This is a genomic window from Dyella sp., assembly GCF_035486915.1.
In the GTDB taxonomy this organism is placed as follows: Bacteria; Pseudomonadota; Gammaproteobacteria; order Xanthomonadales; family Rhodanobacteraceae; genus Dyella_B.
Genome location: NZ_DATHMR010000114.1, coordinates 1 through 13577, shown reverse-complemented (window position 1 = coordinate 13577; position 13577 = coordinate 1). Strand labels below are relative to the sequence as shown.

18 protein-coding genes are annotated in these 13577 nt (G+C 57.1%); 9 read left to right on the top strand and 9 right to left on the bottom strand.

All coding sequences use genetic code 11. The annotated features are described in order from the left end of the window. From VK725_RS09100 to VK725_RS09090, 3 genes are all read right to left on the bottom strand, one after another. Positions 1 to 606, bottom strand: a 606-nt coding sequence (locus VK725_RS09100) for a LysR family transcriptional regulator (protein WP_325317742.1), incomplete at its 3' end; no start/stop codon positions are given. A 62-nt stretch (positions 607 to 668) separates the two neighbouring features. Further along, complete coding sequence (locus VK725_RS09095) at positions 669 to 1415, bottom strand: hypothetical protein (protein WP_325317741.1); 747 nt, start codon at positions 1413 to 1415, stop codon at positions 669 to 671. A gap of 143 nt (positions 1416 to 1558) precedes the next feature. Continuing rightward, the gene (locus VK725_RS09090; protein WP_325317740.1) at positions 1559 to 2194 is read right to left on the bottom strand and encodes a CGNR zinc finger domain-containing protein; all 636 of its coding nucleotides are present in this window, start codon (positions 2192 to 2194) and stop codon (positions 1559 to 1561) included. A gap of 155 nt (positions 2195 to 2349) precedes the next feature. Here VK725_RS09090 and VK725_RS09085 point away from each other — a divergent pair, with 155 nt between their 5' ends. The 4 genes from VK725_RS09085 (at position 2350) to dbpA (ending at position 6415) form a co-directional block, all read left to right on the top strand. Next, positions 2350 to 3042 (top strand): alpha/beta hydrolase, encoded by a 693-nt coding sequence (locus tag VK725_RS09085; RefSeq protein WP_325317739.1) that lies wholly within the window; start codon positions 2350 to 2352, stop codon positions 3040 to 3042. Between the two features lie 62 nt (positions 3043 to 3104). Beyond that, positions 3105 to 3959 carry an alpha/beta hydrolase gene (locus VK725_RS09080; RefSeq protein ID WP_325317738.1) on the top strand — a complete coding sequence of 285 codons (855 nt, stop codon included), beginning with the start codon at positions 3105 to 3107 and terminating at the stop codon, positions 3957 to 3959. A gap of 32 nt (positions 3960 to 3991) precedes the next feature. Beyond that, positions 3992 to 4762 (top strand): SDR family oxidoreductase, encoded by a 771-nt coding sequence (locus tag VK725_RS09075; RefSeq protein WP_325317737.1) that lies wholly within the window; start codon positions 3992 to 3994, stop codon positions 4760 to 4762. 273 nt (positions 4763 to 5035) lie between these two features. Further along, positions 5036 to 6415, top strand: a complete 1380-nt coding sequence (gene dbpA, locus VK725_RS09070) for an ATP-dependent RNA helicase DbpA (protein WP_325317736.1) — start codon at positions 5036 to 5038, stop codon at positions 6413 to 6415. 658 nt (positions 6416 to 7073) lie between these two features. Here the strand turns inward: dbpA and VK725_RS09065 are convergent. Further along, complete coding sequence (locus tag VK725_RS09065; RefSeq protein ID WP_325317735.1) at positions 7074 to 7991, bottom strand: LysR family transcriptional regulator; 918 nt, start codon at positions 7989 to 7991, stop codon at positions 7074 to 7076. Between the two features lie 181 nt (positions 7992 to 8172). On the opposite strand from VK725_RS09065, the gene VK725_RS09060 reads away from it, so the two are divergent. Next, a complete protein-coding gene (locus tag VK725_RS09060; protein ID WP_325317734.1) occupies positions 8173 to 8871 on the top strand; it encodes a pirin family protein in 699 nt (232 codons plus the stop codon). A gap of 59 nt (positions 8872 to 8930) precedes the next feature. Continuing rightward, entirely contained in the window at positions 8931 to 9353 is a 423-nt protein-coding gene (locus tag VK725_RS09055) for a DoxX family protein (RefSeq protein ID WP_325317733.1), read from the top strand. A gap of 168 nt (positions 9354 to 9521) precedes the next feature. Here VK725_RS09055 and VK725_RS09050 read toward each other — a convergent pair whose 3' ends face one another. The 3 genes from VK725_RS09050 to VK725_RS09040 all read right to left on the bottom strand — a co-directional run bounded on the left by VK725_RS09050 (position 9522) and on the right by VK725_RS09040 (position 10799). Next, a complete protein-coding gene (locus VK725_RS09050; protein WP_325317732.1) occupies positions 9522 to 9905 on the bottom strand; it encodes an arsenate reductase ArsC in 384 nt (127 codons plus the stop codon). A gap of 67 nt (positions 9906 to 9972) precedes the next feature. After that, complete coding sequence (locus tag VK725_RS09045; RefSeq protein WP_325317731.1) at positions 9973 to 10461, bottom strand: ArsI/CadI family heavy metal resistance metalloenzyme; 489 nt, start codon at positions 10459 to 10461, stop codon at positions 9973 to 9975. Further along, complete coding sequence (locus tag VK725_RS09040; RefSeq protein ID WP_325317730.1) at positions 10458 to 10799, bottom strand: metalloregulator ArsR/SmtB family transcription factor; 342 nt, start codon at positions 10797 to 10799, stop codon at positions 10458 to 10460. The genes VK725_RS09045 and VK725_RS09040 overlap by 4 nt, the downstream gene beginning before the upstream one ends. Between VK725_RS09040 and VK725_RS09035 the strand changes: the two genes are divergently transcribed. Next, complete coding sequence (locus VK725_RS09035; RefSeq protein ID WP_325317729.1) at positions 10755 to 11303, top strand: GFA family protein; 549 nt, start codon at positions 10755 to 10757, stop codon at positions 11301 to 11303. The two genes, VK725_RS09040 and VK725_RS09035, sit on opposite strands and share 45 nt — an antisense overlap. Before the next feature lie 98 nt (positions 11304 to 11401). On the opposite strand, the gene VK725_RS09030 is transcribed toward VK725_RS09035, so the two are convergent. Further along, positions 11402 to 11860 carry a fasciclin domain-containing protein gene (locus VK725_RS09030; RefSeq protein ID WP_325317728.1) on the bottom strand — a complete coding sequence of 153 codons (459 nt, stop codon included), beginning with the start codon at positions 11858 to 11860 and terminating at the stop codon, positions 11402 to 11404. A 341-nt stretch (positions 11861 to 12201) separates the two neighbouring features. Here VK725_RS09030 and VK725_RS09025 point away from each other — a divergent pair, with 341 nt between their 5' ends. Beyond that, positions 12202 to 12423 carry a TonB-dependent receptor gene (locus tag VK725_RS09025; protein WP_325317727.1) on the top strand — a complete coding sequence of 74 codons (222 nt, stop codon included), beginning with the start codon at positions 12202 to 12204 and terminating at the stop codon, positions 12421 to 12423. 201 nt (positions 12424 to 12624) lie between these two features. Here VK725_RS09025 and VK725_RS09020 read toward each other — a convergent pair whose 3' ends face one another. After that, positions 12625 to 13278 carry an NADPH-dependent F420 reductase gene (locus tag VK725_RS09020; protein ID WP_325317726.1) on the bottom strand — a complete coding sequence of 218 codons (654 nt, stop codon included), beginning with the start codon at positions 13276 to 13278 and terminating at the stop codon, positions 12625 to 12627. Between the two features lie 111 nt (positions 13279 to 13389). On the opposite strand from VK725_RS09020, the gene VK725_RS09015 reads away from it, so the two are divergent. Then, positions 13390 to 13577: LysR family transcriptional regulator (locus VK725_RS09015; protein ID WP_325317725.1), on the top strand; the 188-nt coding region annotated here is incomplete at its 3' end.

Below are 13577 nucleotides of genomic sequence, written 5' to 3'. Positions count from 1 at the left end.
CAAACCGCCATGCGTTGGCAAACGCAAGTTAATGCAATTGTGCGCCGTCAAATCTTGCGGTTTTTTTGGAATGGGATATTTCGAGAAATAAGCCGGCGACCCGACGACCGCCATGCGCACATCCGGCCCTATGCACACCGCGATCATGTCCTTCGCCACCTGTTCGCCCAGGCGAATGCCGGCGTCGTAGCGTTGCGCAACGATATCGATCAAGCCGTAATCGATGACGACTTCCACCTTGATGTCGGGATAAGCGGGAAGAAGTTTCTCCAGCGCCGGCCGCAGAATGGTATCGGCCGCATGTTCGGCGGTAGTAATGCGAATCGTGCCGGCGGGCCTTTCGCGCAATTCGCCCAAGGCAGTAAGTTCCGCTTCGATCTCTTCCAAACGCGGCGCCACACTGCGCAACAGACGCTCTCCAGCCTCAGTAGGCGAGACGCTTCTCGTCGTGCGCGTCAGCAATCGAACGCCGAGCCGACTCTCAAGCTTTCGGATCGTATGACTCAGCGCCGATTGGGATATGCCGAGCTTCGCCGACGCGCGCGTAAAGCTGCGCTCGCGCGCAACAAACAAAAACGCAATCAAGTCATTGAGATCTTTGCGCATGATGCATAAATGCCGTGGTCACCCATTTTGGAAATGCATCAGCTCGCTTATCGGCGGGCTGATCAATCATGATCGCTGTTCGCATCCATATGCATATCCATCCCGGCCCATACCTCGCTCGGACTTTTTGCATTCGGATAAATGTGGGTCATCCAGCCGAAGACGACGGGAATCCACAGACCACCCGCTGCTTTACAGGCGTCTTCGGTATGTATGCTGCCTTGCGGGCCCAATTGTGCATGAGGACCGTACTGTTGGGCGACGGGAAGACTGCGTGGAGCGCCGCAGAAATCGACGTGCCGGTGCCAGGTCGCGATGCTCAGCGGCGCAACGGCGTTTAACTGTTCAGGCGTGGCTTTTTGTGGCGCGATGTACATCACGCCAACCGCTTCCATGCCGTGCGGCGTGCGCTTGTAGAGAATCGATCCTGGCTGATCGTAGTTGACGTGTTGCTGTTCCAGCCGTGCGTAGCGGTAGTTGGTGTAATGCACTTCCTCGCCCATCTTGCCGCTCGGATGAAAAGGTTTGTAGCCATCCTGTACGGCGGTGTTTACGTCGGCGTAGCGAGCGAGTACGCGCTTGGCTGCGGCGACGATGTCATCGGCGCGCTGTTCGTCGCCCGTTTGTGCCGTGCCCTTCAACGACATCTGCATGTGATTGCCCATCTTCATCGATGGCACAGGCGTGTCGTCGGTCTTGCTGCCGTAGTTGTGCAACAGCCACTCCCAAACCGGAAATTGTTGCGCCATCGCCGGAGTGAGAGAGGCGAGCAAAAGGAGGCTGAGCGTAGCGGCGATGCGTTTCGTCATGAGATCACCCGGTGCGCCGAATTCAATTCAGGGGACGTCATCCAACGAGAGAGCCGTTGTTGTTTTCATGCTCTCACGACCGCTGACTTATTTCAGCGGGCGATCGGCACAAATCAGCAAGAACGCCAGCTCAAGCAACGCGTCTAAACGTTGTTCGGCAACTCTGCCTTCACGCGGCGCCTATGCGCCGCTTGTTTTGCGCGATTGCCGCACAGGGACATGCTGCACCATCTGCGCGCGTGTCCGCGCGTGTGATCGGCAAATAACAAGGTGCAGACCGGCCCTTCGCAAGCTTTCACGTACGAAAAGTCTTCCTGGCAAACCAGATCCGCCAACGATTCGGCGATCGGAATCAACAACGTTTCGGGTGAAGCCCAACGTCGCGATTTCACCAAGCGAAAGCCGGAAGCTTCGTCGCCTTCTTGAACAACGATTTCGTTGAACGCTTCATCGCGCCTGAGCAGCTCATTGAGCGGTTCCAGTTTGGACAAATCCGCGGTTTTCAGCGGATGCCCTTTGTGTGTCTGCACGAATCCCCGAAACCATTCGCGCAAGCTGCGCGCCTGAGCCGCCAGGCGATCGATTTCTCCCGGAATCGCCCGTGCGCGGATCGATTTCAGCACGTCATCGGGCGCCAGCCTCGCCTGGCGGAGCCAACCCAGCAGCCCCTCGCCGTCCTCGAGCCAATCGATGGGGGTATCGATCGGCGTGGCCACGGAATTCAGGAAATCCAGGCCAGGGGAGTCGGCAATGAAAAGGGCGGGCATGGGCTGCGACATAGGTTTTCTCCTTGGGCTCAAGGTAACCGGCTCAAAAGGTGTTGACAAGTTATTTTTGAAGAGAGTAACCTTTAAATACACATTGAGGCGGTTACTTGATCTTCAAGTCCCCATTGCCTCAGACCACCGGCTTTCAAACCACTGGGAGAGGCGATATGGGCAAGACAACCGCAACAGTTGTATTGGCGCATGGGGCATGGGCCGATGAATCGAGTTGGAGCAAGGTCGTCACCTTGCTCCAGTCAAAAGGCATTGAGGCAGTTACCTTCCGTCTACCGCTCTCGTCGCTCGCCGACGACGTGGCGGCCTTGGACAAGGCGCTCGCGCGGGTCGATGGTCCCGTCGTTCTGGTCGGGCACGCGTATGCGGGGGCCGTTATCGCCGCCACGCACAGCGCGAAGGTGCGGGCGCTGGTCTATATCGCCGCGTTGGCGCCAGATCAGGGCGAGACCGTTGCCGATGTCTTCTACCGTTACGAGCACGACGACAAAGCGCCGAAGCTCGCGCCCGGCGACGATGGGCTGATATGGCTGGCGCCTGAAGCATTCGGCACCGCGTTTGCGCAGCACGCGTCGCAGGAAGAACGCAAAGCGCTCGCCGCGAAGCAACTTCCTATTTCGCCGGCTGCCATCACCGTGCCGGTTGAACGCCCGCTCTGGCGAGATGTGCCTGTCTGGTATCTCGTGGCAGAGCACGATCACATGATTCCCGAGAAGACGCAGCGCTTCATGGCCGAACGCATGAACGCGCGCATAAGCGTTTATCCCGTCGACCATCTTCCCAGTGTCACCGCACCTGAGCTTGTCCAGACCGTCATCGTCGATGCGGTGCGGCACGTCGGGAACTGAACGGAATCATCCCATCCGAGCATCCACACTACTAAACCACCTTATTCCCTGGAGAAATCGTCATGTCCGCTATTCAATACCGCCGTGCCAACGTCGATGGCCTGAACGTCTTCTATCGTGAAGCAGGTTCAGCCGATAAACCGAAATTGCTGCTGCTGCATGGTTATCCCAGTTCGGGCCACATGTTCCGTGATCTCATTCCACTGCTGAGCGATCGCTTCCACATCATCGCGCCTGACCTACCGGGGTTCGGTCAAACGGATATGGCGTCGCGCGACAAATTCACTTATTCATTCGAGAACATCGCCAACGTCATCGATCGCTTCACGGAAGTGGTGGGATTCGATCGCTTCGCCGTCTACGTTTTCGATTATGGCGCGCCGACGGGCTTTCGCCTAGCGGTAAAGCATCCAGAACGCATCACGGCCATCATTTCCCAGAACGGAAATGCGTACGAAGAAGGATTGAGCGAGGGATGGAATCCGATTCAGGCATATTGGAAAAATCCCTCGGCGGAAAATCGCGAAGCGTTGCGCGGATTCCTCGCGCCGGAAACCACGCGCTGGCAGTACACACATGGCGTGGCTGACGAATCGCTGGTTTCGCCCGACGGTATCGCACTGGACAACTACTACCTTGCACGCAAGGGGGCCGACGAGATTCAATTGGATCTGTTCCTGGACTACAAGAGCAACGTCGCGCTGTATCCGACATTCCAGGCTTACTTCCGCAAATATCACCCGCGTTTTCTCGCGGTGTGGGGAAAGAACGATCCGTTCTTCCTGCCGCCGGGCGCCGAGGCTTTCAAGCGCGATATTCCGGACGCACAGGTTCGCTTCCTCGACACGGGCCACTTCGCGCTGGAAACGCATGCGAACGAGATCGCCGAAGCCATCAGTAGTTTTCTCGCTGCCTGAGATCATTGCCACAACACGCATCGGAGAACGTCATGTCACAGTCAACGGCCATAGTCACGGGTGCGAGTCAGGGTATCGGCCGCGCCACGGCAATTCGTCTGTCCAAAGATTTCAAAGCGGTCGTGCTCGTCGCCAGGAATCGTGAGCATTTGTTGGAGACGGCCGCATCGGTCGAAGCCAACGGTGCGAAAGCGTTGATTCTCGATCTTGATCTGGCCGATAAAGCGGCAGCGAAGATTGTCGTCGGGAAAACGCTGGCAGCCTTTGGCCGTATCGATGCGTTGCTGAATATCGCCGGTGCCGTTCCGCAAATCGATCTCTTCGAAATGACCGACGAACAATGGGATGGCGGTATGGCGCTCAAGCTTCACGGCGCCAGACGCCTCACTATCGAAGCATGGCCGGCGCTGAAAGAAGCGAAAGGATCGGTCGTCATTATGTCCGGCAATTCCGCGATATTTCCGAAGGCGCCGTACGCGGCGGTCGGAACGATCAACGCCGCCATCGCCGCGCTGGCGAAGGCCTTTTCCGATCGCGGCATTACCGACGGCGTGCAAGTCAACAGCGTACTGCCGGGTCCGGTGATGACGGGGCGTCGTCGCTCGTACCTTGAGCACTGGGCTCCGTTGCACAACATGACGCCCGAAGAAGCGACGGAGCATTTTCCACGCGAGGCAGGTATTGCTCGCTATGGTGAACCCGAAGAAATCGCCGAGCTCATGGCGTTTCTAGTCTCGCCTGGCGCACGCTGGATGACGGGCGCCATGCTCCGTATGGATGGCGGAGAAGTGAAATCGGTTTGATTGCTGCAGCGGCAGTTGGACTCTCTGGAAGGTTGCCGACCGACCCAATAGACGAATTTGGACTGCGAGTTATTCATCCGTAGGGCTTTGCTGAACAATCAAGCTAAGCGATTCATTTAAACCAACCCTATCCACCTCACGTCTGGCTAACCATCCGTTGCAAAACGAAGTGTCGACTATGCACATCAGATGACGGCTTTGGCGCGTCGCTTGGCCACCCTTGCCGGCTCCATTTTTCAGGCAATGATTGATGCGAACGTGCGATCATGGCGCATGACTGCCTTTGACACACTTCCCTTGAAACCCGAGCTGCTTGCCAGTGTCGACACACTCGGCTATAGCACCATGACTCTGATCCAGGCACAGAGCCTTCCTGCCATGCTGGAAGGGCGCGACGTCATTGCCCAGGCACAAACCGGCAGCGGCAAAACCGCGGCATTCGGACTGAGTCTGTTGCAATCGCTAAATGCAGAAACGATTCGCTTGCAGGCGCTGGTGCTTTGTCCGACACGCGAACTTGCCGATCAGGTGAGCAAGGCGATTCGCAAGCTCGCGGCGAACATTCCCAACGTCAAACTGCTGACTTTGTGCGGCGGCATGCCGTTGGGGCCGCAGCTGGCGTCTCTATCGCACGATCCGCACATCGTGGTGGGCACGCCCGGTCGCGTGCAGGAACATTTGAAGCGCGGAAGTCTGCATGGCGGCGGCATCAAGGTGCTGGTGCTGGACGAAGCCGACCGCATGCTGGACATGGGTTTCAGCGAAGCCATCGATGACATCATCGGACGTATCGCCAAGCACCATCAAACACTGTTGTTTTCGGCGACTTATCCGGATGACATCAGGGCGGTGAGCGCACGCGTGCAGCGCAACCCGGTCGAGATCACCGTCGAAGCGCCGACCGAAACAAAACCTGCGATCGAACAGCAGTTCATCGACGTGGATCCGGCCCGCAAACTCGACACGCTGGCCCAACTGCTTACCGGTGAACGCGGCCAGCACGCGCTGGTGTTCTGCAATATGCGACGCGACGTGGACGCCGTGGCGCAAGAGCTCGATCAACGCGGTTTTTCCGCATTGGCGTTGCACGGCGACATGGAACAGCGCGACCGCGACGAAGTGCTGGTGCAGTTTGCTAACCGTAGCTGTGCCGTACTGGTGGCTACGGATGTGGCAGCACGCGGACTGGACATCACCGCACTGCCGCTGGTAATCAGCTACGACATCGCCCACGATCCCCAGACGCATACCCATCGCATCGGCCGCACCGGTCGCGCGGGGCAAATCGGTCTGGCGATAGCGCTATGCACGCCACGCGAAAAACCCAAAGCCGACAACATCGAACAACTGCTCGGCAGACCGCTGCCCTGGCATCCGCTGAAACTATCCGCGCCGCGCAGCAAGACGTTGAATCTCGCGCCGATGAAAACGCTGGTGATCGACGCGGGGCGCCAGGACAAGCTTCGCCCCGGCGACATCCTCGGTGCACTGACAGGCGATGCGGGCCTCACGGCGGACGACGTCGGCAAAATCGATGTTTTCGCTACGCGCGCCTACGTTGCCATTAACCGATCGGCTGCGAACAAAGCGCTGGAGCGTCTGCGCGCCGGAAAGATCAAGGGACGCAATTTTCGCGTGCGCGCGTTGAGCTGATCTTGCCAGCCGAACGTTCCACTTAAATTGAACAGCAGCGGTGCGTGACTACCGGCGCGGCCGCTTTTTCTCGACTTTGGGTTTCTCGGGCGCCTGCCCCGAATGCGAGGCCTCCCGCTGAAAACGGTTCGTCGATTTGAAATCTTTGGCTTGCTCGACCGCAGAAGTAATCTTCGTGCCGGAATAAACCGAATGAATGGTCGATGCCGACAAGGGTTTAGGTGTGTCGTTCATTCGGATGTCTACGTAGTGAGAGGCGGTATCCTCGACAATACTCTTAAATCGTCCGTTTCGCAGGCCAGTTATTCAGGTCCGGTACGCAACCGATGCCACCTAAGTCCGGCCTATCTTGCGCGCGCCACGTAGCGTGCGCTCCGGATTGAAAGCGGATAAATCCAGGCGACAATGTGAAAGCGAATACGTCGCTATGAACGCAGACCTGGAAGAGAAATGCTTGATCTGTTGAGGCAAACCGCACTGTTTATCCTCACAGCGCTGTCTGCCACGCCTTTGCTGCGTGAGTGTTTGGCTGACCCATATCCCCTCCCTATTCCATAAAGCTTAGACGTAAAACCCCCGCAGGGGCGGCCGAGTTTGTTTTAAGGCAAGAAACATGGGCCAGATTGGTCTTTCAAAACCAACCTATATCTCGCACTTATCAATTCTGGCGATTCATCTCTTCAAATCCCGCAACAAGCGCATTGAGCAAATGACGAACGGCAGGAACCATGCCTCGTCGCGAAGGAAAGATCGCGTGTACAAGGCCCGGCGTTGAGGCCATCTCCGTAAGTAGATGTTGTAACCGACCGGCTTTGATATCGGCATCGACAAGTTCGCGTGGCACTAACGCAACGCCTGCGCTTTGTATCGCCGCAACGCGCAAGCTGTCCAAGTCATCTGTCGCCAGTCGCGGTTGATGGGTCCATGATGTCGCCACTCCCTTGCTGTCCAGCAAATTCCATACAAATCTTTCGTTGTTGCTGGACATCGCGAGCGTGGGCCAATTGCGCAAGGATTCGATGGAACTGGGCGCGGGATGGCGTGCGATTAATGCGGGACTCGCAACCAGAATCTGCACCGACACGCCGAGTTGCCGAAACGCGAGGTCGGTGTTTTCCAGCGGCGGAACTCTGACGCGTATGGCGAAATCCAGGCCGTCTTCAATCACGTCGACACGGCGATTGGTCGCATCGAGAAGTACCTGTACTTGCGGATTGTCCTGAACGTATCGGGCGATGATCGCGGCGACGCCTGAGCTCAGAAGCGCAACCGGGCAGCTCATGCGAACGGTGCCCTGTGGCGTGGTTCGGGTCTGATCGACGATGTCTTTGGCGGCGACCGATTCGGCGACGACGGCAGCGCAATGTTGGTAGAACTGTCGACCGGTTTCGGTAAGCGAGAGCGTTCGGCTCGTTCGATTGAGCAGGCGCACGCCGAGTTCTTCTTCCAATGTGCGTATGCGCCGGCTGAGCTTGGACGTCTGCACGCCAAGGCTGCGCGCTGCCGACGTAAAACTCCCGTGCTCCACCACTTCCGCGAAGAGTCGAAGGTTGTTGAGGTCCGTGATCGGGTTCATCGGCAGGCTCTGGTGTGTGCCTATCGTTCTATCAGCAGCAATGATCCTTTGCAAATTAGGAGATATGCCTTGGATCGTTGCTAATTTAGCATTCCTCCAACGCCCAGATCACCGCCGAGGCAAGGCGAATTCCGATTTGGTAGCCGTCCCATACCGGGGCGGGGGCCTGGAGGACATGAAGATGCTTACGCACCGCCGCTGGCAAACATTGAGCAACGCCGACTTCGGTTGGCTGCGCGCGAAGCACCACATCACGGTGTTCGATGGCGGGAATCCGGAGCACGAGCCCGTTGGAAATCTGGTCGTGTGGAACGACGACGAGATCGCCGTTGGCGGTGGCTTCCCCCTCCATGGCCATCAAGACATGGAAATCATCACGTACGTCCGGCAGGGCGTTCTCGGGCACCGCGACACGCTCGGATCGGAAGGGCTGATCCATGCAGGCGATGTGCAAGTGATGAGTGCCGGCACCGGCATACGCCACGCCGAGTTCAACAAGGGCGATGTGCCGCTGAAGCTTTATCAGATCTGGTTGCAGCCGCGCGCGGTGGGCGGCGCGCCGCAGTGGCATACACGACAGTTTCCGAAAAACGATCGCGCCGCACGCTTCGTCGTACTTGCCAGCGGTTTTTCCGATGACGAAGGAGCGCTTTCTATTCGTGCGGATGCGCGGGTGCTCGCTGCAACGCTAAAGACAGGCGAGCAAGTCCGTCACGTGTTGGCACCGTTGCGCTCTGCTTATCTCGTCGTGGCGTCGGGACGAGTGTCCGTCAATGGCGAGCCCATGAATGCTTTCGATGGTGTTGCGATCACGCAGACGACGAACGTCGAGATCGTTGCGCTTGAAGATTCCGAGCTGGTGATGGTGGACACCGGCTAAACCACTTTTTCGACTCCACCCACTTACTTCATCTAGACAATTCTTGTCAGGAGGTTTTTATGGAACGCTACAAATTTCTTCCGTTGCTGGGTCGCATCTTGCTTGGTCTGCCATTCCTTATGAGTGGTTTGGGCAAACTCGCTGCGTATGGTGCGACAGTGGGTTACATCGCATCTGTCGGACTGCCCGCACCACCGCTTGCCTTTATTACGTCGGTGGTCATTGAGGTGGGTGGCAGTCTCCTGTTGTTGTTGGGCTTCCGCGCCCGCTTTGCATCCGTGGTCCTGGGGGTGTTCTCCATTGCTACGGCCGTTTTCTTCCACCACAACTTTGCCGATCAAAACCAGATGATTCACTTCCTTAAGGACGTGATGATCACCGGTGGTCTTCTGCAGATTGCCTACTTCGGCGCAGGTGCTTTCAGCCTGGACAACCGCATCGAAAACGCTGGCACGCGCAAGGTGTCCGTGGGTAATGCTTAAGAGTGCGGGTGTATCGAGGCGATCATTTGCCCTTTGGGTAAGTGATCGCCTCGTCTTTAGGGCTTTCTGAAAGGGGGCGTGTTGGAGTTTGAAAACCAACCTCGATCTTGTGTTTATCGTTAGAGAACACCCCCAAAAAGTTTGCATCCAGCTCGCGGGCAAGCAAGATCACAAACTCTTCAATAATGCTTTTACGCGCGCAGCGATCTCATCGCGCACTGCACGGTAGCCGGCCTCGTCGAAATGCTTGGGGTCAGGGAGTGCCCAATCTTCGCGGCGCTTTGCAGGGACCCACGGGCAACTATCGCCGCAGCCCATGGTAACGACGGCGTCGAAATCGCCATCGATATCATCGAGCGACTTGGAGGCGTGCTTGCTCAAGTCGTAGCCCACTTCCGACATGAAGCGAATGGCTTTCGGGTTGATCTGACCCGATGGGGACGAGCCAGCGCTAAACGCTTCAACGTCATTGCCGCCATGCATGCGTGCGAACGCTTCCGCCATCTGACTCCGATTGGAGTTTTCGATGCAGACAAACAGGACGCGTTTCATGCGGCGATTCCTACAGAATGGTTTTGGTCATGCATACAGTGAGCGCACGAACTTCCATGACGCCAGCTCAGCAGCATCCCGATTGCGCGGCACAGCACGACCGGCTTTCAGATGAAGTCACCTCTTGCGCCGAGACTGCCGGTGCACACGAAGCACCTGTGGTTCCGCAAGCAGCCAGGTTGGCGTAGTGGGTTTCGGCTTCTCCAAAGGTATAAAACGTTTCCCATCGCGTGCCTTGTGGGTCTTCGATCCAAACCTTGTCCGATTGGGCGTAACAGCAAATGGCGCCAACTTCAGGCGTGACTGTGCCGCCTGCTGCAGTGAGGCGAGTCCCGAGGCCGATCAAGTCGGCTTCGCTTTCCACCTGAATACCCAGGTGATCAATGCCGGACACGCGACTGATATTGGAGATAGCGAAATTTACCCTGGGATCGTCCAGCATCCACTTGGCGTAATCAGCCTTGAGCACTGTGGGCTCGGCAGCGAATAGTCGGGTGTAGAACTGCACGCTGGTGGGTAGGTCCACTACGTTGAGATGAACGTGGAACCGATTCATGCGCGACCTCCTTTGGATTTGGGCTTACAAGCAATGGCCGGCGCGCAATGCGCGGAACCGGCACAGCAGTTCTCAGTGAGATAGGCGATGAGTGCATTCATCTGCGAGTAGTTCGCGCGCAGCCGAATGACGCGCCCTTCGCGCTCGTCATCGATAAGCGCCGCGGCGCGAAGTCCGTTGAGATGAGCCGTCAATGTGGCCGGTGGCAGATCAAGGCGCTCCCGCAACTCCCCGACCGAAATCCCTTCGGGGCCAGCCTGTACCAATTCCCGAAAAGCCGCCAATCGAGTCTCATGACTCAACGCGGAGAGAGCAGCAAGGGCATCGTCTGTTTCCATAATTCGATATTTCCAGAAATATCGAATTATGTCAATCATGTCTCATCTGATGAGCCCCGCGCTTTGATGTGCATATTGGATCGTTGGCTGCGCGGCAAGCGCTCGTATCGAGTTAGATTGCCGGTGCGTGTTTTATCTGGAGGGCGAGGTGTGCATGTGAAAACCGTCACAGGCTCTTGTCACTGCGGTGCAGTGCGCTTCGAAATTTCATCGGCCTTTACGGAGCTAACGACGTGCGATTGTTCGATTTGCCGGCGCAAGAACGCCCTCATGGTCAAGGTCCACGAGAGCGAGTTCAAACTTCTTGCCGGGGCCGAATCACTGACGCCGTATCAGTTCCACAGCTTCACCGCGACGCATTACTTCTGCAAAGTCTGCGGTATCTATCCCTTCCACCGAAAACGCGTCACGCCGGATTTTCTCGGCATCAACATTTTCTGCCTTGAAAACTTTGACGCGACGGGTATTCCCGTCCGAGCAACCGCTGGCGCGGCCATGCCGTGAAGAGACAATCGTTGCGTAACGCCGCACACTGAAAAACGCGTCGAGAATGCCCGCTTCGGTCGCAGGCATTCACGTAAGCGTGTGCGAGCACTCGTCGATCAGTGCTTGGTCGCGGGCTCGATAGGTTGGATGACAGCGTCGATCATATGGATAACGCCGTTGCTGGAGGCAATATCCAGCCCAATCAGATTGGCTCCATCGATCCGGATCTTGTCGCCTTCCTTGGTGACAACGGCCGATTGGCCTTGCATCATTTTTGGTCGCGACATGGTGCCGACATCAGCGGCTGACGCACGGCCCGGAAGCACGTGGTATTTGAGCACGGAAATCAATTCGTCCTTGTTCTCCGGCTTTAACCAATCCTCCAGCGTGCCCAACGGTAGTTTGCGAAATGCTTCGTCGTTGGGAGCAAAGAAGGTGTAAGGGCCCGACGTGCTCAGCACGGGCGTCAGCCCGGAAGCATCCAGAGCCTTGCTCAACATGGTGAATGAGTCGAGGGATTCGACTGAATCAACGAGGTTACGTTTTTGAGTGTTGTTGATGGCATGGGTATTCATGATTTTTCCTGCGAAAGGAGTCGCTTGCAAACCCGGAGCGGCCGCAACCGTACCCCGACATCGACCGGAGAAGTATCAAGAGGCGATATAGGGATAAAAACGCGAGGCGGAGCCGCCTATCAAGGAGGAGTGCTTGCTTTCCTCATCACCCGGCAGCATGCGCTTAGTGTTGTTAGTTGCGTGTAATACGTCGGGCAGAACGTCTGCTTGCGGTGCAATCGTTCTTGCGCAGTTTCTCGTGCATGGCATTCAAAGTAGACGCAAATCGGGCGCCATTGCGAGCCACGCCTGAGCTCAAGCAAAGGAGTACGCTGTAGTGGTTACCCCCAAAGGAAATGATCATGACAAGTGTTTCTGGCAAGACAAAAAACGGATTTACCTATGAAGGCGATTACGAACGCGCAAACTCCGATCGCGTCACCTGGACCGCGACATACAGACAAAGCGGTCATTTTTACGGAATGCGACATGGACGCGTCGATCAGCTGATGGGTGTTTCCATTTCAGATGTCGACGATGCCGTAAAAGACGACATTGAAGCGACGTGGACTCAGCCCAGATAGACAGAGGTCATCGTCGCAACAGGGGTTTGCAAAACTAAGGGAAGGCACACTTCCCCAATCGTCCGTCTCCATCTTCACGAACCCCACCTCCAACTCGCCCAGAGGCGAGCATTTCTTCGACGTCGTTGACGGGAAATGTACGAGGGAATGATCAGCGCAGTGAAGACATTCGGCGGCGCAACGTCCGCCTTGAACGAGACGCTAGCCAAATTTGACCAAGTTGTGGATGGGTAAAGGTCCCCCAGGGATCTCCGTCAGGCGACCACCTGCGACCAGCGGCCCCAAATCGATGCCGAAGAAACCCAACGATTCAATGAGTGAGGCCACGTCGCGCTTGGCCTGCGCATCGTCACCGGAAAAGAAAAGCACCCGGTGTCCGCCCTCCGCGTGAGGATCGTTCGATACCAACAGCGCCGGCAGATGATTGAATGCCTTTACCACGCGTGCGCCGGGAACCAGTTCAGAGAACACTTCACTGGACGTGCGTCCCTTCAAATCCGCGGGCTGGAATGTGGGCGGCTCGATGGGGTTGTTGGCGTCGATGACGATGCGGCCGCGCAAATCCAGTCCGGTCATGGCATCGCTCAATTTTGACCAGTTCACGGCAACGAGGACGATGTCGGCCTTCGCCGCTTCCTCGCGTGACACGGCTCGAATGGACGGCCCGAGCTCACGGGTCAGTGCATGCAAGGATGCCGGGCCGCGGCTGTTGGCAATGACGGCCGGGATGCTGTGACGGGCGAGGGCCCGGGCGAAGGCAGAGCCGATCTGGCCTGCGCCAATGATGCCGATGCTGCGGGCGCCATCGGTCGGGGCAGGACGGTCGGAATGGGATGCGGAAGTAGCGGTGTTCATGAGGAAATCTCCAAAAGGCACGATCGCCATACCGTCACTATGGAATTCCCCACTCTCTATCGGTAGTCTCAAATCGCTGGAATCATTTTCAACTTAATTTTGAAGGTGATCATGGAAACGCTCGCCAATCTGGACGCCTTTGTTCGAAGTGCCGAGTTGGGAGGCTTTTCCGCCGCGGCCCGTTACATGGGGCGGACGCCAGCTGCTATTAGCCGCAACGTCGCACTGTTGGAGCGAAACCTCGGCGTGCGTTTGTTTCATCGCAACACGCGCAAACTGATCCTGACCGACGCGGGCGA